Source organism: Kitasatospora sp. NPDC023120, from assembly GCF_055560835.1.
Map to the genome: position 1 here is coordinate 363,590 of NZ_JBVHHY010000001.1, position 19,254 is coordinate 382,843.

Genomic DNA, 19,254 nt, shown 5'->3' on the forward strand with positions numbered 1-19,254 from the left:
GGCCGGGTCGCCCGCCCAGCGGGCGGCCCGGCCGTTTCGGCGTCGTACGGTGGTAGGCAGTGGTAATCCGGACTTGGAAGGCGTGACCAGATGGTGGAGATCAAGACCCCCGAGCAGATCGCGAAGATGCGAGCGGCCGGGCTGGTCGTCGCCGAGGCCCTCAAGGCCTGCCGCGAGGCGGTCGCCCCGGGGGTGACCACCCAGGAGCTCAACGACATCGCGGACAAGGTCATCACCGACCACGGCGCCACCTCGAACTTCCGCGCCCACCACGGCGGCCTGTGGTTCCCGGGCGTGATCTGCGCCTCGGTGAACAACGAGGTCGTGCACGGCATCCCGGGTGACCGGGTGCTGGAGGAGGGCGACGTCATCTCGATCGACTGCGGCGCCATCCTGGACGGCTGGCACGGCGACGCGGCGATCACCGTCGCGGTCGGCGAGGTCCGCCCCGAGGTCGAGATGCTGAGCCGGGTCACCGAGGGCTCGATGTGGGCGGGCATCGCCCAGATGAAGAAGAGCAACCGCCTGGTCGACGTCTCCAAGGCGATCGAGGGCTACATCCGCCGCCAGCCGCTGCCGCCGAAGGGCAAGTGGGGCATCACCGAGGGTTACGGCGGCCACGGCATCGGCACCGCGATGCACATGGAGCCGCACGTGCTGAACTACGTCGAGCGCGGCCGCGGCAAGGGCCCGAAGCTGGTCCCCGGCACCGTGCTGGCGATCGAGCCGATGGTCTCGCTGGGCACCCCGCACACCACCGTGCTGGACGACGAGTGGACGGTCGTCACCAACGACGGCACCTGGGCCTCGCACTGGGAGCACTCGGTGGCCGTGACCGAGCAGGGCCCGCTGGTGCTGACCGCCTTCGACGGCGGCAAGGCCGAGCTGGCGAAGCTGGGCGTCACCGCGGCGCCGGACCCGCTGGCCTAGTCGCCGCGGCGGCAACTGCCGCTCCTGACAAGGGATCAGAGCCCTGGAGGTTTGGACCTCCAGGGCTTTTGTCCTATTTTTATCGGCTGGTAGTGGCAGTTCGGGTTTACGAGCGAGCAGGAGACAGCACGTGCTCAAGGGATTCCGCGACTTCATGATGCGCGGCAACGTCGTCGACATGGCCGTCGGTGTGGTCATCGGTGCCGCGTTCACCGCGGTGGTGACCGGCTTCGTCTCCGCGTTCCTCACCCCGCTGGTGGGTGTGGTGGTCGGCGCGGCCGGCGACTTCAGCTCGTACAAGGCGACGGTGGCCGGGGTCACCTTCCCGTACGGGCAGTTCCTCAACGTCCTGATCGCCTTCGTGATGACGGCCGCGGTGCTCTACTTCTGCGTGGTGCTGCCGATCACCAAGGCGACCGAGCGCTACCTGCCGAAGAAGCCGAAGACCGCGAAGCGCCCCTGCCCCGAGTGCCTGACCGAGATCCCCGAGGCCGCCCGCCGCTGCTCGGCCTGCACCGCGCACGTCGAGCCGCTGACGGTGTCCACCGGGGCGTGACGTAGCAGATGTGACGGGTACCGCTTTCCGGGACCCCCGTTTTGGTCCACCGGACGCGCTGGCGTAGGATGGACCGTCGGCTCACTCGTAGCGTGCTTCAGCACGCCCTCTTCCCCTCGGGGGCGGGGTGAACCCAGGTTCGCACGAGCGTTCCGCATACGGTAGCCGGTCCCGGAAGGTGGATCTCGCAGTTCATGGCTAAGAAGCAAGGCGCCATTGAGATCGAGGGCACCGTGATCGAGTCTCTTCCGAACGCGATGTTCAAGGTCGAGCTGCAGAACGGTCACAAGGTCCTCGCGCACATCAGTGGCAAGATGCGCATGCACTACATCCGCATCCTGCCGGACGACCGGGTCGTCGTGGAGCTCAGCCCCTACGACCTCACGCGCGGCCGGATCGTCTACCGCTACAAGTAATAACGTCAGATCTAGACCCGGAGAACCTGAACATGAAGGTCAAGCCGAGCGTCAAGAAGATCTGCGACAAGTGCAAGGTGATCCGCCGTCACGGCCGGGTCATGGTGATCTGCGACAACCTGCGCCACAAGCAGCGCCAGGGCTGATCTCTCCCCAGCATTTCTCGTAGTACTTCGCGCGACGCGAAAACGTCATAAGCGGGCTACCCGATCCGTCCCGGAACGGACGGACTGCCGCCCCCGGTCAGAGGCCGGGGCTCCCTCACCGTGAGGTGTCGGAGTTCGGTAGCGCGCAAGACCTCTGAAGAACCACAGGAGCCTTGAATGGCACGCCTCGCCGGCGTTGATCTCCCCCGTGAGAAGCGGATCGAGATCGCCCTCACCTACGTGTACGGCATCGGCCGTACCCGCGCCCAGCAGACCCTCGCCGAGACCGGCGTCAACCCGGATGTCCGCGTTCGCGACATCTCCGAGGACGACCTGGTCAAGCTGAGCCAGTACATCGACGCCAACTACACGGTCGAGGGTGACCTCCGCCGTGAGGTGGCCGCCGACATCCGCCGCAAGGTCGAGATCGGCTGCTACGAGGGTCTGCGTCACCGCCGTGGCCTGCCGGTCCGCGGCCAGCGCACCCACACCAACGCGCGTACCCGCAAGGGCCCGCGTCGCGCGATCGCCGGCAAGAAGAAGCCGGGCAAGAAGTAGTCCGTCCCGTCACCGGACATCCCTCCGGCCCGCGGGTCAGCGGACCGACCACCTCAGTAGGAGAACAGACTTATGCCCCCCAAGGGTCGTCAGGCTGCCGGCGCGAAGAAGATCCGCCGCAAGGAAAAGAAGAACGTCGCTCACGGCCACGCGCACATCAAGAGCACGTTCAACAACACCATCGTTTCGATCACCGACCCCGCGGGCAACGTGATCTCCTGGGCCTCCGCCGGCCACGTCGGCTTCAAGGGCTCGCGCAAGTCCACCCCGTTCGCCGCGCAGATGGCCGCCGAGGCCGCTGCCCGTCGCGCGCAGGAGCACGGCATGCGCAAGGTTGACGTCTTCGTGAAGGGTCCGGGCTCCGGCCGCGAGACCGCGATCCGTTCGCTCCAGGCCACCGGCCTGGAGGTCGGCTCGATCCAGGACGTCACCCCCACCCCGCACAACGGCTGCCGTCCGCCGAAGCGCCGCCGCGTCTGACGCAGCGCCTCCGGGCACGCCGTAGCACGCAGTACCTGCTTTAAACCTCGTACGGGGTCCCGTTTTTCGCGGGACCCCGTACGCTTGGTCCTGTCGGCATCAAATAGTGGGTGCCGAAGACAACTGGAGGAACCTCCCCATGCTTATCGCTCAGCGTCCCTCGCTGACCGAAGAGGTCGTCGACGAGTTCCGCTCGCGGTTCGTGATCGAGCCGCTGGAGCCGGGCTTCGGCTACACCCTCGGCAACTCCCTGCGCCGCACGCTCCTGTCGTCGATCCCGGGTGCCGCTGTCACCAGCATCCGCATCGACGGCGTCCTGCACGAGTTCACCACCGTGCCGGGCGTCAAGGAGGACGTGACCGACCTCATCCTCAACATCAAGCAGCTGGTCGTCTCCTCGGAGCACGACGAGCCGGTCGTGATGTACCTGCGCAAGCAGGGCCCGGGTGTCGTCACCGCCGCCGACATCGCCCCGCCGGCGGGTGTCGAGGTGCACAACCCCGAGCTGGTCCTCGCCACGCTGAACGGCAAGGGCAAGCTGGAGATGGAGCTGACCGTCGAGCGCGGTCGCGGCTACGTCTCCGCCGTCCAGAACAAGGCCTCCGGCCAGGAGATCGGCCGCATCCCGGTCGACTCGATCTACAGCCCCGTGCTGAAGGTCACCTACAAGGTCGAGGCCACCCGTGTCGAGCAGCGGACCGACTTCGACAAGCTGATCGTCGACGTCGAGACCAAGCCCGCCATGCGTCCGCGCGACGCCATGGCCTCGGCCGGCAAGACCCTGGTGGAGCTGTTCGGCCTCGCCCGCGAGCTGAACATCGACGCCGAGGGCATCGACATGGGCCCGTCCCCGACGGACGCCGCCCTGGCCGCCGACCTGGCGCTGCCGATCGAGGAGCTGGAGCTCACCGTCCGCTCCTACAACTGCCTCAAGCGCGAGGGCATCCACACCGTGGGTGAGCTCGTCGCCCGCTCCGAGGCCGACCTGCTCGACATCCGCAACTTCGGTGCGAAGTCGATCGACGAGGTCAAGGCGAAGCTGGCCGGCATGGGCCTGGCCCTCAAGGACAGCCCGCCCGGGTTCGACCCGACCGCCGCCGCCGACGCCTTCGGCGCCGACGACCTGGACGACGCGGGTTACGCCGAGACCGAGCAGTACTGAGAGACTTGACCGCGGGGGCGGTTCTCCGGAACCGCCTCCGCTGTCGTGAAAGTCGTGCGGGCACAGTGCCCGTACGCCCGCTGCGGTACCTGGTACGGCCGTAGTCGGAGATTCGAGGAGTAATTCCATGCCGCGTCCCACCAAGGGTGCCCGTCTGGGCGGTGGCCCGCACCACGAGCCGCTGCTGCTCGCCGGTCTGGCCCGTGAGCTGTTCCAGTACGGCCGCATCACCACCACCGAGGCCAAGGCCCGCCGCCTGCGCCCGCTGGCGGAGAAGCTGATCACCAAGGCGAAGAAGGGCGACATCCACAACCGTCGCCTGGTGCGCAAGACCATCACCGACGTCTCGGTGCTGCACACCCTCTTCACCGAGATCGCGCCGCGCTACGAGAACCGCCCGGGTGGCTACACCCGCATCACCAAGATCGGTCCCCGTCGTGGCGACAACGCCCCGATGGCCGTGATCGAGCTGGTCGAGGCGCTGACCGTCGCGCAGACCGCCGTCGGCGAGGCCGAGGCCGCCACCAAGCGCGCCGTCAAGGAGGCCGACGAGGCCGCTGCCGTCGAGACCAAGGCCGACGAGGCCGAGGCCGCCGAGCAGGCCTGACACCTCTAGGTGTTCCGCGGGCCCGTTTCCCCAGTGCTGGGGGAGCGGGCCCGTTCCTCATCCCCGGGAGATCGAGAAGCAGTGGTCAACGATTGCGCCGAGCAGCCGCCGGTGAAGGACGGTCCGGCCGACGGGTACGTCCGGGTCCGGCTCGACCTCGCCTACCAGGGCGCGGAGTTCTCCGGCTGGGCCCGCCAGAAGGGCGGCCGCCGGACGGTCCAGGAGGAGATCGAGACCGCGCTGCAGATCGTCACCCGCAGCCCGGAGCTGTTCCCGCTGACCGTGGCCGGCCGCACCGACGCCGGGGTGCACGCCCGCGGCCAGGTCGCGCACGTCGACCTGCCGGCCGAGCTGTGGGAGGCGCACCGGGAGAAGCTGCTGCGCCGACTGGCCGGGCGGCTCCCCGGGGACGTCCGGATCTACCGGGTCGGCGAGGCGCCGGCCGGGTTCGACGCCCGCTTCTCGGCGATCTGGCGCCGCTACGCGTACCGGGTCGCCGACCACCCGGGCGGGGTGGACCCACTGCTGCGCGGCCACGTGCTCTGGCACGACCGGCCGTTGGACGTCGACCGGATGAACGAGGCCGCCGAGCTGCTGCTCGGCGAGCACGACTTCGCCGCGTACTGCAAGAAGCGCGAGGGCGCCACCACCATCCGCACCCTGCTGGAGCTGCACTGGGACCGCGTCCCGGTGGACGCCTACGCCGCCCAGGAGGGCTCGCTCGCGGTCGCCACCGTCCGGGCCGACGCCTTCTGCCACAACATGGTCCGGGCGCTGGTCGGCGCGATGCTGCTGGTCGGCGACGGGCACCGGCCGGTGGAGTTCCCCGGCGAGGTGCTGGCCGGCGGGGTGCGCAACTCCGCCGTCAACGTGATCCGGCCGTACGGGCTGACGCTGGAGGAGGTCGGCTACCCGCCGGACGACCAGCTGGCGGAGCGCAACCGGGCGGCCCGCCGGATGCGGACCCTGCCGGGACAGCCGGCCGTCCCCGGGGCGGAGCCCGAGGCCGGAGCCTAAATCGGTTTTGGCCCGGGGCGTCCGCTTGGGACAATCCTCCCCATGGGACACGTCGAGATTTCGCACCTTGAGTACTACCTGCCGGACGGGCGGGTGCTGTTCGACGACGCGTCCTTCCGGGTTGGCGAGGGCGCCGCGGTCGCCCTGGTCGGCGCGAACGGCGCGGGCAAGACCACGCTGCTCCGGATGATCGCGGGGGACCTCCAGCCGCACGGCGGCTCGGTGACGATCAGCGGCGGGCTCGGCGTGATGCGCCAGTTCGTCGGCACCACCGGCCGCGAGGACCAGCAGTCCTCCCCGGGCGCGTTGTCGGCCGACGCCTCGGTGCGCGACCTGCTGGTGTCGGTCGCCCCCGAGCGGATCGCCGTCGCCGCCCGCGCGGTGGACGCCGCCGAGCTGGCGATGATCGCCCAGGACGACGAGAAGACGCAGATGGCCTACGCCCAGGCGCTCTCCGACTGGGCCGACGTCGGCGGCTACGACTACGAGACCGACTGGGACGTCTGCACCATGGCGGCCCTCGGCATGCCCTTCGACAAGGCCCAGTGGCGCGGTCTGAACACCCTCTCCGGCGGCGAGCAGAAGCGGCTGGTGCTGGAGGCACTGCTGCGCGGCCCGGAAGAGGTGCTGCTCCTGGACGAGCCCGACAACTACCTGGACGTCCCGGCCAAGCGCTGGCTGGAGGAGGCCATCAAGGCCACCCCGAAGACCGTCCTGTTCATCTCGCACGACCGCGAGCTGCTCTCCAAGACCGCCGACAAGATCATCAGCGTCGAGACCGGCGCGGCCGGGAGCAGCGTCTGGGTGCACGGCGGCGGCTTCGACACCTTCCACGAGGCCCGCAAGGCCCGCTTCGAGCGCTTCGAGGAGCTGCGCCGCCGCTGGGACGAGGAGCACGCCAAGCTCAAGAAGCTGGTCGTCACCCTGCGCCAGGCCGCGTCCGTCAGCCACGACATGGCCTCCCGCTACTCCGCCGCGCAGACCAGGCTGAAGAAGTTCGAGGACGCCGGCCCGCCGGAGGCGCCGCCGCGCGAGCAGAGCATCACCATGCGGCTCAAGGGCGGTCGCACCGGCGTGCGCGCCTTCACCATGGAGCAGCTGGAGCTCACCGGTCTGATGCAGCCCTTCGACCTGGAGGTCTTCTACGGCGAGCGGGTCGCCGTGCTGGGCGCGAACGGGGCCGGCAAGTCGCACCTCCTGCGGCTGCTGGCGGGGGACGACACGGTCGCGCACACCGGCGGCTGGAAGCTGGGCGCCCGGGTCGTACCCGGTCACTTCCGGCAGACCCACGCCCATCCGGAGCTGTTCGGCCGGACGGTCCGCTCGATCGTGGAGGAGGAGCACGCGCTCAGCCGCGGCGCCGCGATGGGGGCGCTGCGGCGGTACGAGCTGGACCGCCAGGAGGAGCAGAAGTTCGAGTCGCTGTCCGGTGGGCAGCAGGCCCGGCTGATGATCCTCAAGCTCGAACTCTCCGGTGTGACGGCCCTGTTGCTGGACGAGCCGACCGACAACCTGGACCTGGAGAGCGCCGAGGCGCTGCAGGCCGGGCTGGAGGCCTTCGACGGCACCGTGCTGTGCGTCACCCACGACCGCTGGTTCGCCAGGACCTTCGACCGCTACCTGGTGTTCGGGGCGGACGGGCGGGTGTACGAGTCGTCGGAGCCGGTGTGGGACGTGACCCGGGTGGACCGCGAACGCTGAGTGACGGAGGGGGCCGGTCGCGGGCATTTTTGACCCGCTCCGGCCCTGCCGGTAACCTGGACGCTTGATGTGCGTATTGGCTCGCTCTATCTCACGTGAGAGGTCGGTACGCCGGAGACATCAGGTCGTCGACCAGCGGTCCCCCTTGAATTGCGTCCAAGGTTGGCCAGGCTGCTCTTCCGTCCGGGTGCTCCTGTCAGGACTCACTCACTGAAAAGCGAAGGCTACGACCGTGCGTACGTACAGCCCCAAGCCCGGCGACGTCCAGCGTCAGTGGCACGTCATCGACGCGACCGACGTCGTGCTCGGCCGCCTGGCTTCCCAGGCCGCCAACCTCCTCCGGGGCAAGCACAAGGCGATCTACGCGCCGCACGTTGACACTGGTGACTTCGTCATCATCATCAACGCCGACAAGGTGCACCTGTCCGGTAACAAGAAGACCCAGAAGCTGGCCTACCGCCACTCGGGCTTCCCGGGCGGTCTGCGCTCGGTGCGCTACGACGACCTGCTGGCGAACAACCCGGAGAAGGCCGTCGAGAAGGCCATCAAGGGCATGATCCCCAAGAACAGCCTGGGCCGCCAGATGCTCTCGAAGCTGAAGGTCTACTCGGGCGACCAGCACCCGCACGCTGCCCAGCAGCCGGTGCCGTTCGAGATCACCCAGGTCGCGCAGTAATTCGGCCACCAAGCCCCCCAACACTGAAAAGAGCTGAGGAACACCGTGGCCGAGACCACTGAAACCCTTGAGGTCGACTTCGACGAGACCGTCGTCGAGGGCGAGTACACCTCCGAGGAGAGCTACACCTCCGAGTCCCTGGCCGGCCGCTTCGGCGAGGCCACCCCGGGCGCCGGCCTCGGCCGTCGCAAGGAGGCGATCGCCCGCGTGCGCATCGTCCCCGGCACCGGCCAGTGGAAGATCAACGGTCGCAACCTCGAGGGCTACTTCCCCAACAAGGTGCACCAGCAGACCGTGAACGAGCCCTTCAAGCTCCTTGAGCTGGACGGCCGTTACGACGTCGTCGCCCGCATCAGCGGTGGCGGCGTGTCCGGCCAGGCCTACGCGCTGCGCCTCGGCGTCGCCCGTGCCCTGAACGAGGCCGACGTGGACAACAACCGCGGCGCGCTGAAGAAGGCCGGCTTCCTGACCCGTGACGCCCGCGCCGTCGAGCGCAAGAAGGCCGGTCTGAAGAAGGCCCGCAAGGCGCCGCAGTACAGCAAGCGCTAATCGCGTCCCAGGGGGTGCGGTCCGCCCAGCGGCGCACCCCCTGGATGCGCGTAACCGTCGCCCCGGAGTACCTCGCGTACTCCGGGGCGACGTGTTCCCCGGCTACTGTGCGGCGGCCGGGATCATCGGTTGGGTTCCGAGCAGTGGTGATGGAGGACGGAACAGTGGGACGACTCTTCGGTACGGACGGCGTACGCGGGGTGGCCAACGAGGGACTGACGGCGGAGCTCGCGCTCGGGCTGTCCGTCGCCGCGGCGCACGTGCTCGGCGAGGCCGGTGCCTTCGACGGCCACCGGCCGGTCGCGGTGGTCGGCCGTGACCCGCGCGCCTCGGGCGAGTTCCTGGAGGCCGCCGTCATCGCCGGTCTGGCGAGCGCCGGAGTCGACGTCCTGCGGGTCGGCGTTCTGCCCACCCCCGCCGTGGCCTACCTCACCGGGGCGCTCGGCGCCGACTTCGGCGTGATGCTGTCCGCCAGCCACAACGCCATGCCGGACAACGGCATCAAGTTCCTCGCCCGCGGCGGCCACAAGCTGGACGACCGGATCGAGGACGCGATCGAGGCCCACTACCGCAAGCACACGCTCGGCGAGGAGGACTGGAACCGTCCGACCGGCGCCGCCGTCGGCCGGGTCCGCGAGTACACCGAGGGCTTCGACAAGTACGTCGCCCACCTGATCGGCGTGCTGCCCAACCGCCTGGACGGCATCAAGGTCGTCATCGACGGCGCCCACGGCGCGGCCGCCTACGTCGCTCCCGAGGCCTTCGCCCGCGCCGGCGCCGAGGTGGTCCACACCCTGGGGGCCGAGCCCACCGGCCTCAACATCAACGACGGCGTCGGCTCCACCCACCTGGACCGGCTGCGCACCGCGATGAGGGAGCACAAGGCCGACCTGGGCATCGCCCTGGACGGCGACGCCGACCGCTGCCTGGCCGCCGACGCCGACGGCAACGAGGTGGACGGCGACCAGATCATCGCCATCCTCGCGGTCGCGATGAAGGAGGCCGGCACCCTGCGCGGCAACACCGCGGTGGCCACCGTGATGTCCAACCTCGGCTTCAAGCTGGCGATGCAGCGCGAGGGCATCGAGCTGGTGGAGACCGCCGTCGGCGACCGCTACGTGCTGGAGGCCATGAAGGAGCACGGCTTCGCGCTGGGCGGCGAGCAGTCCGGCCACGTCATCCTGCTGGACCACGCCACCACCGGCGACGGCACCCTGACCGGCCTGATGCTGGGCGCCCGTCTGGCCGCCACCAAGCAGCCGCTGGCCGACCTGGCCGCCGTGATGACCCGCCTTCCGCAGGTTCTGATCAACGTCAAGGGCGTCGACAAGTCCCGGGTGAAGACCAGCACCGAGCTGGCCGCCGCGGTCTCCGAGGCCGAGGCCGAGCTGGGCTCCACCGGCCGGGTGCTGCTGCGTCCGTCGGGCACCGAGCCGCTGGTCCGGGTGATGGTCGAGGCCGCCGACCCGGTGCAGGCCGACACGGTCGCGCAGAAGCTGGCCGAGGCGGTCCGGGCGCACCTGGGCTGAGCCGGGACGCACCTGGGCTGAACCGAGCCCGGACGCGAAGGGCCCCCGCCGGGTATCGGCGGGGGCCCTTCGTCCGTTTCCCGGTTCAGAGCTTGCGCAGCAACGCCCGGCGCACCTTGTGGTCCTGACCCTTCTGCAGGATCAGGGTGGCCCGGCCGCGGGTCGGCAGCACGTTCTCCAGCAGGTTGGGCTTGTTGATGGTGCGCCAGACCTGACGGCCGTACTCCATCGCCTCCTCCTCCGGCACCTCGGTGAAGCGGCGGAAGTAGGAGTTCGGGTCCTGGAAGGCCGTCTGCCGCAGCTTGCGGAAGCGGTCCAGGTACCAGTGCTCGATGTCGTCGGTGCGGGCGTCGACGTAGATCGAGAAGTCGAAGTAGTCGGCCACCGCGAGGCGGGTCCGGCCGTCGGTGCCGGGCAGCGCCGGCTGAAGGACGTTCAGGCCCTCGACGATCAGGATGTCCGGGCGCTCCACGGTCAGCCGCTCGTCCGGCACGATGTCGTACACCAGGTGCGAGTAGACCGGCGCGCTGACGCTCTCCTTGCCCGCCTTCACGTCCGCGACGAAGCGCATCAGCGCCCGGCGGTCGTACGACTCGGGGAAGCCCTTGCGGGCCATCAGGCCGCGGCGGCGCAGCTCGGCGTTGGGGAGCAGGAAGCCGTCGGTGGTGACCAGTTCGACCCGGGGGTGCTCGGGCCAGCGGGCCAGCAGGGCCTGGAGGAGGCGGGCGGTGGTGGACTTGCCGACCGCGACGGAGCCGGCCACGCCGATGATGAACGGGGTCCGGGTGCGATCGGTGTCCGGGGTGTCCAGGAACGTGCCCAGGGCGCCGCGCAGTTCGTGCGTGGCGTGGATGTACAGGTTCAGCAGCCGGGACAGCGGCAGGTAGACGTCGCGGACCTCGTCCAGGTCGAGGGCGGTGCCGAGGCCGCGCAGCCGCTCGACCTCCTCGGCGGTCAGCGGCAGCGGCGTACGCTCGCGCAGCGCGCTCCACTCTGCCCGGCTGAGGTCGACGTAGGGGGACGGCGACGGGCCGGGCGTGGCGGCGCCCCGCGTACAGAGTTCGGTCAGCACATGGTCCATTGTGAGCCGTAGCGGCGTTCACGGTGGTTGTGGTGTCGGTCACGCAGCGTTCCGGTAACGCGGGAAAATGGCCGCAGAACCGCCCTTATGCTGGCACGCATGTGCGGAATTGTTGGATACGTGGGCGCGCAGTCCGCCCTCGACGTAGTAATCGCAGGCCTGCAGCGCCTTGAGTACCGGGGTTACGACTCGGCCGGTGTCGCGGTGCAGGTCCAGGACTCCGACGGGCAGTGGAGCCTGTCCACCGACAAGCGGGCCGGAAAGCTCGCCAACCTCCAGAAGTCGCTCGCCGAGAACCCTCTGCCCGGCGGCACCACCGGCATCGGCCACACCCGCTGGGCCACCCACGGCGGCCCGACGGACGCCAACGCCCACCCGCACCTGGACGACGACCGGCGGGTCGCCGTGGTGCACAACGGCATCATCGAGAACTTCGCCCAGCTGCGTGCCGAGATCGCCGAGCGCGGCCACACCCTCCGGTCCGAGACCGACACCGAGGTCGTCGCCCACCTGCTGGGCGAGGCCTACCAGGGCGACCTCGCCGAGGCCATGCGGGTGGTCTGCCGTCGACTGGAGGGCGCCTTCACCCTCGTCGCCGTGCACGCCGACGCGCCGGACGTCGTCATCGGTGCCCGCCGCAACTCGCCGCTGGTCGTCGGCCGCGGCGAGGGCGAGAACTTCCTCGCCTCGGACGTCGCCGCCTTCATCGCCCACACCCGCGAGGCGATCGAGCTGGGCCAGGACCAGGTCGTCGAGCTGCGCCGCGAGGGCGTCACGGTGACCAACTTCGACGGCACCCCCGCCGACGTGCGCGAGTACCACGTGGACTGGGACGCCTCCGCCGCCGAGAAGGGCGGGTACGACTACTTCATGCTCAAGGAGATCGCCGAGCAGCCGAAGGCCGTCGCCGACACCCTGCTCGGCCGGATCGGCACCGACGGCCGGCTCACCCTCGACGAGCTGCGGATCTCCGACGCCGACCTGCGGTCGGTCGACAAGGTCGTCATCGTCGCCTGCGGTACCGCCTTCCACGCGGGCATGATCGCCAAGTACGCGATCGAGCACTGGACCCGCATCCCCTGCGAGGTCGAGGTCGCCTCGGAGTTCCGTTACCGCGACCCGATCATGGGCCCGGGCACGCTGGTCATCGCCATCTCGCAGTCCGGCGAGACCATGGACACCCTGATGGCCCTGCGGCACGCCCGCGAGCAGGGCGCCAAGGTGCTGGCGATCTGCAACACCAACGGCTCCACCATCCCGCGCGAGTCGGACGCTGTGCTGTACACGCACGCCGGCCCGGAGGTCGCGGTCGCGTCCACCAAGGCGTTCCTGACCCAGCTGGTCGCCTGCTACCTGGTCGCCCTGTACCTGGGCCAGGTCCGCGGCACCAAGTGGGGCGACGAGATCTTCGCCGTCATCAAGGAGCTCGGCGACGCGCCGAAGCAGGTCGAGCAGGTCCTGGAGACCATGGAGCCGGTGCGCGAGCTGGCCCGTTCGCTGGCCGACGCCCGCTCGGTGCTGTTCCTCGGCCGCCACGTCGGCTTCCCGGTGGCCCTGGAGGGCGCGCTCAAGCTCAAGGAGCTGGCGTACATGCACGCCGAGGGCTTCGCGGCGGGCGAGCTCAAGCACGGCCCGATCGCGCTGATCGAGGAGGGGCTGCCGGTCGTGGTGGTCGTGCCCTCGCCGCGCGGGCGGTCGATCCTGCACGACAAGATCGTCTCCAACATCCAGGAGATCCGGGCCCGCGGCGCCCGCACGATCGTGATCGCCGAGGAGGGCGACGAGGCCGTCGTCCCGTACGCGGACCACCTGATCCGCATCCCGGCCACCCCGACCCTGCTCCAGCCGCTGGTCTCCACCGTCCCGCTCCAGGTCTTCGCCTGCGAGCTGGCCACGGCCAAGGGCCACGAGGTCGACCAGCCGCGCAACCTGGCGAAGTCGGTCACCGTCGAGTAATCCCGCGCTCGTCGGCAACGGCGCCCCTGCGGTGGCTGCGTCCTACCGCAGGGGCGCCGTGTCGAGCGCGAAGGAGAACGGGGCGGGGAGGTCGATCGTCTTGCCGAACTCGACCTTGGTCTGGGTGATGTAGTCCTTGCCGTCGGGTTCGGTGAACAGGGTGACCATGCCGTCGGTGCGGTCGATCAGCAGGTAGCACGGGATGCCGGCGGCGGCGTAGCCCCTGCGCTTGGGCTCGCGGTCCTTGTGCGGGTTGATCGACGTGATCTCGAAGACGAGCAGGACACCTTCGGCGGGCGCCCAGGAGTCCGCGTTCTCGAAGTGGCCGACCGGGCTCACCGTACTGTCGGGAATGAAACGGCTCTTGGGCGAGACAACCAGGCCCTTGTTCCCCGAGAGGTCCAAGTCGATCGCTGCCTTGCGGAAGAACTGCTTGGCGAGCAGCGAGAACGCCGTCTCGTGGGCCCCGTCCGGTGGCGGTGTCACCACGATTTCCCCTTCGATGAACTCGGCCTTGCTTCCCAGCGGGGTGTCCAGCTCCAGAAACGCCTGGAGGAGACTGTCCTCACCCAGTGGATGCTCGACTGCCGGCATGGCGACCATGGCGCTTCTCCCTCCTGTGGGTCCGTGCCGCGCCACAAGGTAGGCGTACGGACCGACACCGGCGGGGGATCGAAGTGGTTGTCACTCGAAAGTGTGCCGCAGGCCCCGCTCCCGTGGGGCGGTGACGCGGGCTAGCGTCGGCATCAGCCGACCGCTGGAGGAGTTCCGTCATGCGTCATGCACACCCTGTGGAAACCGTCCGGGCCGCCGAGGGCGCGCTGATGGCGCGGCTGCCGGAGGGCACCCTGATGCAGCGGGCGGCCGCGGGGCTGGCGGCGACGTGTGCGCGGCTGCTGGTGCGGCGTCGGGGGCGGGTGTACGGCAGCCGGGTGGTGGTGCTGGCGGGCAGCGGGGACAACGGGGGTGACGCCCTGTACGCCGGGGCCGCGCTGGCCCGGCGCGGGGCGCGGGTGACGGCGGTGCTGCTCGCGCCGGAGCGGGCGCACGGGGGCGGGCTGGCCGCGCTGCGGGCGTCCGGCGGGTGGGTGACGGCGGAGCAGGAAGTCGGCCTGTCCGACTTCTCGCGCGCGGACCTGGTGCTGGACGGGATCGTCGGCATCGGCGGCCGGGGCGGGCTGCGCCCCGAGGCGGAGCCGTACGCGGCGGCCGGGCGGCGCGGGGTGGTGGTCGCGGTGGACCTGCCCAGCGGGGTGGACGCCGACACCGGCGAGGTGCCGGGCGCGGCGCTGCGCGCGGACGTCACGGTCTGCTTCGGCACGTACAAGCCCGGGCTGCTGGTCGACCCGGGGGCCTCCTACGCGGGCGCCGTGCAGCTGGTCGGCATCGGACTGGAGCTGCCGGAGGCGGACGTGACGGCCCTGCAGCACGCGGACCTGGCGGCGCTGCTGCCGCTGCCCGGTGCGGAGAGCGACAAGTACCGGCGCGGCGTGGTCGGGGTGGCGGCCGGCTCGGCGAGGTACCCGGGGGCGGCGTTGCTGGCGGTCGCCGGGGCGCTGCGGGGCGGCGCGGGAGCCGTCCGGTACGTGGGCACCGCCGCCGAGGAGGTGGTGCGGCGCTTCCCGGAGACGCTGGTCACCGAGGGCGGGCCGGCCGGGGCCGGGCGGGTCCAGGCCTGGGTGGTCGGTCCCGGCGGCGGCGAGGGGGCGCGGCAGGCGCTGGCCGAGGCGCTGGCGAGCGACGTCCCGGTGCTGGTGGACGCGGACGGGCTGACCGAGCTGGGCCGGCTCGGTCCGGACGCGCTGGCCGGCCGGACCGCGCCCACCCTGCTCACCCCGCACACCGGCGAGGCCGCCCGGCTGCTCGCGGGCGCCGAGGGCACCCCGCCGCCGGCCGCCGACGACCTGGCCGCCACCCGGCTGGCCACCGCCCGTCGGCTGGCGGCCGCCTACCGCGCGACCGTGCTGCTGAAGGGCTCCACCACGGTGGTCGCCGATCCGGGCGGCGCCGTCCGGGTGAACCCGACCGGCACCTCCTGGCTGGCCACCGCCGGCAGCGGCGACGTCCTGGCCGGCCTGGCCGGCTCCCTGCTGGCGGCGGGCCTGCCGCCGCTGGACGCCGCGTCGGCGGCCGCCTACCTGCACGGCCTGGCCGGCCGCGAGGCGGCGGGCGAGCCGGGCGCTCCGGTGACGGCGCTCGCGGTGGCGCAGGCGCTGCCGGCGGTGTGGCGGGCGGTCCGTGCGGGCTGAGGGAACGGAACCGAACGCTCCTCCTGCGGCGTCCGAGGAGGCGGTGGCGGGCGGTTCACCGCAGGGCCGTGCGACGGGCCCGCCCCGGTCGTCGGCCGCCGCGCCGATGGGCCGTTCGGCGAGGACTCCGGGACGTCTGGGAGACTGACCCTGATGACAACTGCGAACACGACCGGCACAGCCACCCTGACCGACGGCGTACGGGCCGAGGCGACCATCGATCTCGCCGCCCTGCGCGGCAACCTCGCGGCGCTGCGCGAGCGCGTCGGCAGCACGGCGGTGATGCTCGCGGTCAAGGCGGACGCCTATGGCCACGGGGCGGTCGAGTGCGCCCGCGAGGCGGTCGCCAACGGGGTCGGCTGGCTCGGCTGCGCGACGCCCGACGAGGCGCTGGCGCTGCGCGCCGCGGGCATCCGCCCGGACCAGGCCCGCATCCTGTGCTGGCTGTGGACGCCCGGCGGGCCGTGGCGCGAGGCGCTCCGGGCCGGACTGGACATCTCGGTCAGCGGCCAGTGGGCACTGGACGAACTGCTCCCGGCCGTCCGCGAGACGGGCATCCCGGCGCGCGTGCACCTGAAGGCCGACACCGGCCTCGGCCGCAACGGCTGCCAGCCGCACGACTGGCTGCAGCTGGTGGCCGCCGCCCGGCGCGCCGAGACCGAGGGGCTGCTCACGGTCGTCGGCGTCTGGTCGCACTTCGCGGCCGCCGACGAGCCCGGCCACCCGTCCATCCTGGCCCAGCTGGACTCCTTCCGTACCGCGCTGGCCGCCGCCGAGGCGGCCGGGGTGCGCCCCGAGGTGCGGCACCTGGCGAACTCGCCGGCCACCCTGCTGCTGCCGGAGTCGCACTTCGACCTGGTCCGCACCGGCCTGGCCGCGTACGGGCTGTCGCCGGTGCCCGAGGTGGGCTCGCCGGTCGACTTCGGGCTGCGCCCGGTGATGGCGCTGAGCGCGCGGCTGGCGCTGGTCAAGCAGGTCCCCGGCGGACACGGGGTCAGCTACGGCCACCACTACACGACCCCCGGCCCGACCACCCTGGGCCTGGTCCCGGTCGGCTACGGCGACGGCGTCCCCCGGCACGCCAGCGGCACCGGGCCGGTGCAGATCGGCGGCAAGTGGCGCACGGTGGCAGGCCGGGTGGCGATGGACCAGTTCGTCGTGGACCTGGGCGGGGACCTGCTCGAGGTCGGCGACGAGGCGCTGCTGTTCGGCAGCGGCGAGCGCGGCGAGCCGACCGCCGAGGACTGGGCCCGCGCCTGCGGCACCATCTCCTACGAGATCGTCACCCGGATCGGTGCCCGGGTGCCCCGCCGCTACCTGGGCGGCAGCCACGCCGAGGGCCTCCCGGCATGACCGACGCGCCGGCCGGGGACGGAACGGTCGCGGCGGTCGCCAAGGCGGCCGGCGCGGCCTCCGGGGTGAGCCGGGCGGGCGTGATCGGGATCTCGGTCGGCGTGCTGGCGGCCGGGGCGGCCGCCGGGGTGGCGATAGAGCGGCTGACCGTCGGCCGGGCGATGCGCCGCCGGGCCCGGGCCGAGCTGGACGCCGGAGCCCCGTACGGCTCGCTGCGCGGACGCCCGAGGACGGTGGCCGCACCGGACGGCACCGAGCTGTACGTGGAGCTGGACGGCACCGGCTGGGATTCGCCGGACGGTGACGGGCACCACCCCGAGCCGCTGACGGTGGTGTTCTGCCACGGCTACTGCCTCAACCAGGACAGCTGGCACTTCCAGCGGGCCGCGCTGCGCGAGGGCATGCGGCTGGTCTTCTGGGACCAGCGCAGCCACGGCCGCTCCGAGCGCTCCCGCTCGTACCTGGCGGGCGAGCCGGCCGGCATCGACCAGCTGGGCGGCGACCTCAAGGCGGTGATCGACGCCGTCGCGCCGACCGGGCCGCTGGTGCTGGTGGGCCACTCGATGGGCGGCATGACGGTGATGGCGCTGGCCGACCAGTACCCGGAGCTGTTCCGGGAGCGCGTCGCCGGGGTCGCCCTGGTCGGCACGCTCGCGGGCGACTGGAACGAGGTGAACCTCGGCCTGCCGAAGGCCGGTGCGAAGCTGTTCAAGAAGGTCGCGCCCGGGGTGGTGAAGCTGCTGGGCCGCCAGGTCGACCTGGTGGAGGCGACCAGGCGGTTCGGCTCGGACGTGACCGCCGTCTTCTACCGGAGGTTCTCCTTCGGGAGCCGGGACGTCGACCCCGGTGTGGTGCGCTTCGCCGAGCAGTTGCTGGACGCGACCCCGATCGACGTGGTCGCCGAGTTCTACCCGGTGTTCGGCGCGCACGAGAAGTACGAGGCGCTGGCCGCGCTGCGCGGTCTGCCGGCCCTGGTGCTGGCCGGGACGAAGGACCTGCTGACGCCCTCGGCGCACAGCGAGGCGATGGCCGAGCGGCTGCCGGGGGCCGAGCTGGTGCTGGCCGAGGGTGCCGGGCACCTGGTGATGCTGGAGCGCCCGGAGCTGGTCGACCACGAGCTGGCGCTGCTGCTGCGCCGGGCCGCCGACTTCGCCGGGGCGGCGCCGCTGCCCGCAACCGTCCTCGACCTGGCCCGGAAGCCCGCCGCCGAGCCGACCGCCGAGCCCGTCCCGCCTGCCGAGCCTCCTGGGCCCACCTCCGAACCTGCCGTCGACCCCGCCTGACACCCCGCCCCGGCACCCGCCCGCCGCACCGGGGTGCGGCGATGTGGCACGGTAGCGGTGGCGCCCGGTGGTCGGCGCGCCGGTACGGACCGAAGGGCAAGACACGCGCATGGGCTCGCACGCCACTCTCACCGTCCCCACCCCGGAGCGGATGGGCCGGCTCGGCCGGGAGCTGGCCGCGCTGCTGCGGCCGGGTGACCTGTTGCTGCTCTCCGGCGAGCTGGGGGCGGGGAAGACCACGCTGACCCGGGGCCTGGGAGAGGGGCTGCAGGTCCGCGGGGCGGTGACCTCGCCGACCTTCGTGATCGCGCGGGTGCACCCCTCGCTGGTCGGCGGCCCGGCCCTGGTGCACGTCGACGCGTACCGGCTGGGCGGGGACCTGGACGAGATGGAGGACCTCGACCTGGACGTCTCGCTGCCGGAGTCGGTGATCGTGGTCGAGTGGGGCGAGGGCAAGGTCGAGCGGCTGTCCGAGGACCGGCTGGAGGTCCGGATCGAGCGCGCCCTGGGCGACACCGCCGACGGGGACGACCAGGACCCGCGCCGGGTGGTGCTGACCGGCATCGGCCCGCGCTGGACGGGCGTGGAGCTGGCGGAGCTGGCATAGCGGCGCCCCGCCTCGCCAACAGACCCACGGACAGGCCTGCCTCGCCGGCAGACCCACCGGCGGACCTCGCCTCGCCGACAGGCCCGCCTTGCCGGCAGGCCGTCGACATCTTGCCGACAGCCTGTCGGCAAGATGTTGCGGGCGGGGCGCCGGGCGTGGTGGGATGGGTGCTGCGGTTAGGTCTGCCTAACTAGGGAGGCGCCATGTCGAGCCCCACCCCCGCCCCGGAGAGCGCCGTCCGCGCCGCCGGGGCCGGAGAGTCCGCCCGCCGCGCTCCGGGGGAGCCGATGCGGGCGCTGCTGGCCGCCTGCGCGGCCGCCGAGGCGGTGTCCACGCCGCCCGAGCCGGAGCCCAGGCAGGACGAAGGGCCCGAGACGGAGTCGCCCCGGGCCGCATGA

The 19,254-nt window shown here is 71.7% G+C and carries 21 protein-coding genes; 19 read left to right on the forward strand and 2 right to left on the reverse strand.

Annotated elements, in window-relative coordinates; genetic code table 11:
• The first annotated feature begins 90 nt into the window (after positions 1–90).
• The 13 genes from map (at position 91) to glmM (ending at position 10,327) form a co-directional block, all read left to right on the forward strand.
• Positions 91–930 (forward strand): type I methionyl aminopeptidase, encoded by an 840-nt coding sequence (gene map / locus ACZ3TI_RS01805; protein ID WP_465722209.1) that lies wholly within the window; start codon positions 91–93, stop codon positions 928–930.
• A 130-nt stretch (positions 931–1,060) separates the two neighbouring features.
• Complete coding sequence (gene mscL, locus ACZ3TI_RS01810) at positions 1,061–1,486, forward strand: large conductance mechanosensitive channel protein MscL (RefSeq protein ID WP_465722211.1); 426 nt, start codon at positions 1,061–1,063, stop codon at positions 1,484–1,486.
• Between the two features lie 194 nt (positions 1,487–1,680).
• Positions 1,681–1,902 (forward strand): translation initiation factor IF-1, encoded by a 222-nt coding sequence (infA, locus tag ACZ3TI_RS01815; RefSeq protein ID WP_003956442.1) that lies wholly within the window; start codon positions 1,681–1,683, stop codon positions 1,900–1,902.
• A 32-nt stretch (positions 1,903–1,934) separates the two neighbouring features.
• Positions 1,935–2,048 carry a 50S ribosomal protein L36 gene (gene rpmJ, locus ACZ3TI_RS01820; protein WP_003956441.1) on the forward strand — a complete coding sequence of 38 codons (114 nt, stop codon included), beginning with the start codon at positions 1,935–1,937 and terminating at the stop codon, positions 2,046–2,048.
• A 177-nt stretch (positions 2,049–2,225) separates the two neighbouring features.
• Positions 2,226–2,606 carry a 30S ribosomal protein S13 gene (gene rpsM / locus ACZ3TI_RS01825; protein WP_188306769.1) on the forward strand — a complete coding sequence of 127 codons (381 nt, stop codon included), beginning with the start codon at positions 2,226–2,228 and terminating at the stop codon, positions 2,604–2,606.
• A 72-nt stretch (positions 2,607–2,678) separates the two neighbouring features.
• Positions 2,679–3,086, forward strand: coding sequence for a 30S ribosomal protein S11 (rpsK, locus tag ACZ3TI_RS01830; RefSeq protein WP_030232513.1), 408 nt, complete (start codon positions 2,679–2,681; stop codon positions 3,084–3,086).
• Between the two features lie 139 nt (positions 3,087–3,225).
• Positions 3,226–4,248, forward strand: a complete 1,023-nt coding sequence (locus tag ACZ3TI_RS01835) for a DNA-directed RNA polymerase subunit alpha (RefSeq protein WP_030055844.1) — start codon at positions 3,226–3,228, stop codon at positions 4,246–4,248.
• Between the two features lie 127 nt (positions 4,249–4,375).
• Positions 4,376–4,855, forward strand: coding sequence for a 50S ribosomal protein L17 (gene rplQ, locus ACZ3TI_RS01840; protein WP_380418021.1), 480 nt, complete (start codon positions 4,376–4,378; stop codon positions 4,853–4,855).
• A gap of 81 nt (positions 4,856–4,936) precedes the next feature.
• On the forward strand, positions 4,937–5,872 hold the full coding sequence (gene truA, locus ACZ3TI_RS01845) for a tRNA pseudouridine(38-40) synthase TruA (RefSeq protein WP_465722213.1): 936 nt from the start codon (positions 4,937–4,939) through the stop codon (positions 5,870–5,872).
• A gap of 42 nt (positions 5,873–5,914) precedes the next feature.
• A complete protein-coding gene (locus tag ACZ3TI_RS01850; RefSeq protein WP_465722215.1) occupies positions 5,915–7,573 on the forward strand; it encodes an ABC-F family ATP-binding cassette domain-containing protein in 1,659 nt (552 codons plus the stop codon).
• 232 nt (positions 7,574–7,805) lie between these two features.
• Positions 7,806–8,249 carry a 50S ribosomal protein L13 gene (gene rplM / locus ACZ3TI_RS01855; RefSeq protein ID WP_030055846.1) on the forward strand — a complete coding sequence of 148 codons (444 nt, stop codon included), beginning with the start codon at positions 7,806–7,808 and terminating at the stop codon, positions 8,247–8,249.
• 45 nt (positions 8,250–8,294) lie between these two features.
• The gene (rpsI, locus tag ACZ3TI_RS01860) at positions 8,295–8,798 is read left to right on the forward strand and encodes a 30S ribosomal protein S9 (protein ID WP_465722217.1); all 504 of its coding nucleotides are present in this window, start codon (positions 8,295–8,297) and stop codon (positions 8,796–8,798) included.
• A gap of 164 nt (positions 8,799–8,962) precedes the next feature.
• A complete protein-coding gene (gene glmM, locus ACZ3TI_RS01865) occupies positions 8,963–10,327 on the forward strand; it encodes a phosphoglucosamine mutase (protein WP_465722219.1) in 1,365 nt (454 codons plus the stop codon).
• 85 nt (positions 10,328–10,412) lie between these two features.
• Here glmM and coaA read toward each other — a convergent pair whose 3' ends face one another.
• Positions 10,413–11,408, reverse strand: coding sequence for a type I pantothenate kinase (gene coaA, locus ACZ3TI_RS01870; RefSeq protein ID WP_465722221.1), 996 nt, complete (start codon positions 11,406–11,408; stop codon positions 10,413–10,415).
• A 99-nt stretch (positions 11,409–11,507) separates the two neighbouring features.
• Between coaA and glmS the strand changes: the two genes are divergently transcribed.
• Positions 11,508–13,364 carry a glutamine--fructose-6-phosphate transaminase (isomerizing) gene (glmS, locus tag ACZ3TI_RS01875; RefSeq protein WP_465722223.1) on the forward strand — a complete coding sequence of 619 codons (1,857 nt, stop codon included), beginning with the start codon at positions 11,508–11,510 and terminating at the stop codon, positions 13,362–13,364.
• 42 nt (positions 13,365–13,406) lie between these two features.
• On the opposite strand, the gene ACZ3TI_RS01880 is transcribed toward glmS, so the two are convergent.
• Positions 13,407–13,958 carry a Uma2 family endonuclease gene (locus ACZ3TI_RS01880; RefSeq protein WP_465722501.1) on the reverse strand — a complete coding sequence of 184 codons (552 nt, stop codon included), beginning with the start codon at positions 13,956–13,958 and terminating at the stop codon, positions 13,407–13,409.
• Positions 13,959–14,137: 179 nt separating this feature from the next.
• Between ACZ3TI_RS01880 and ACZ3TI_RS01885 the strand changes: the two genes are divergently transcribed.
• The 5 genes from ACZ3TI_RS01885 to ACZ3TI_RS01905 all read left to right on the forward strand — a co-directional run bounded on the left by ACZ3TI_RS01885 (position 14,138) and on the right by ACZ3TI_RS01905 (position 19,254).
• A complete protein-coding gene (locus tag ACZ3TI_RS01885; protein ID WP_465722225.1) occupies positions 14,138–15,613 on the forward strand; it encodes an NAD(P)H-hydrate dehydratase in 1,476 nt (491 codons plus the stop codon).
• 153 nt (positions 15,614–15,766) lie between these two features.
• Complete coding sequence (gene alr / locus ACZ3TI_RS01890) at positions 15,767–16,966, forward strand: alanine racemase (RefSeq protein ID WP_465722227.1); 1,200 nt, start codon at positions 15,767–15,769, stop codon at positions 16,964–16,966.
• A complete protein-coding gene (locus ACZ3TI_RS01895) occupies positions 16,963–18,249 on the forward strand; it encodes an alpha/beta fold hydrolase (protein ID WP_465722229.1) in 1,287 nt (428 codons plus the stop codon). Before alr ends, ACZ3TI_RS01895 begins: the two co-directional genes overlap by 4 nt.
• Before the next feature lie 109 nt (positions 18,250–18,358).
• Complete coding sequence (gene tsaE / locus ACZ3TI_RS01900) at positions 18,359–18,856, forward strand: tRNA (adenosine(37)-N6)-threonylcarbamoyltransferase complex ATPase subunit type 1 TsaE (RefSeq protein WP_465722231.1); 498 nt, start codon at positions 18,359–18,361, stop codon at positions 18,854–18,856.
• Positions 18,857–19,059: 203 nt separating this feature from the next.
• Positions 19,060–19,254 carry a hypothetical protein gene (locus tag ACZ3TI_RS01905; protein WP_465722233.1) on the forward strand — a complete coding sequence of 65 codons (195 nt, stop codon included), beginning with the start codon at positions 19,060–19,062 and terminating at the stop codon, positions 19,252–19,254.

What these genes read in the sequence shown, in the direction of transcription:
- rpsK (WP_030232513.1), top strand. Translation starts at nt 2,679, where the DNA reads ATGCCCCCCAAGGGTCGTCAGGCTGCCGGCGCGAAGAAGATCCGCCGC.
- tsaE (WP_465722231.1), top strand. Translation starts at nt 18,359, where the DNA reads ATGGGCTCGCACGCCACTCTCACCGTCCCCACCCCGGAGCGGATGGGC.
- alr (WP_465722227.1), top strand. Translation starts at nt 15,767, where the DNA reads ATGACAACTGCGAACACGACCGGCACAGCCACCCTGACCGACGGCGTA.
- ACZ3TI_RS01905 (WP_465722233.1), top strand. Translation starts at nt 19,060, where the DNA reads ATGTCGAGCCCCACCCCCGCCCCGGAGAGCGCCGTCCGCGCCGCCGGG.
- glmS (WP_465722223.1), top strand. Translation starts at nt 11,508, where the DNA reads ATGTGCGGAATTGTTGGATACGTGGGCGCGCAGTCCGCCCTCGACGTA.
- rpmJ (WP_003956441.1), top strand. Translation starts at nt 1,935, where the DNA reads ATGAAGGTCAAGCCGAGCGTCAAGAAGATCTGCGACAAGTGCAAGGTG.
- ACZ3TI_RS01895 (WP_465722229.1), top strand. Translation starts at nt 16,963, where the DNA reads ATGACCGACGCGCCGGCCGGGGACGGAACGGTCGCGGCGGTCGCCAAG.
- coaA (WP_465722221.1), bottom strand. Translation starts at nt 11,408, where the DNA reads ATGGACCATGTGCTGACCGAACTCTGTACGCGGGGCGCCGCCACGCCC.
- ACZ3TI_RS01835 (WP_030055844.1), top strand. Translation starts at nt 3,226, where the DNA reads ATGCTTATCGCTCAGCGTCCCTCGCTGACCGAAGAGGTCGTCGACGAG.
- ACZ3TI_RS01885 (WP_465722225.1), top strand. Translation starts at nt 14,138, where the DNA reads ATGCGTCATGCACACCCTGTGGAAACCGTCCGGGCCGCCGAGGGCGCG.
- infA (WP_003956442.1), top strand. Translation starts at nt 1,681, where the DNA reads ATGGCTAAGAAGCAAGGCGCCATTGAGATCGAGGGCACCGTGATCGAG.
- map (WP_465722209.1), top strand. Translation starts at nt 91, where the DNA reads ATGGTGGAGATCAAGACCCCCGAGCAGATCGCGAAGATGCGAGCGGCC.
- rplQ (WP_380418021.1), top strand. Translation starts at nt 4,376, where the DNA reads ATGCCGCGTCCCACCAAGGGTGCCCGTCTGGGCGGTGGCCCGCACCAC.
- ACZ3TI_RS01880 (WP_465722501.1), bottom strand. Translation starts at nt 13,958, where the DNA reads ATGCCGGCAGTCGAGCATCCACTGGGTGAGGACAGTCTCCTCCAGGCG.
- ACZ3TI_RS01850 (WP_465722215.1), top strand. Translation starts at nt 5,915, where the DNA reads ATGGGACACGTCGAGATTTCGCACCTTGAGTACTACCTGCCGGACGGG.
- rpsM (WP_188306769.1), top strand. Translation starts at nt 2,226, where the DNA reads ATGGCACGCCTCGCCGGCGTTGATCTCCCCCGTGAGAAGCGGATCGAG.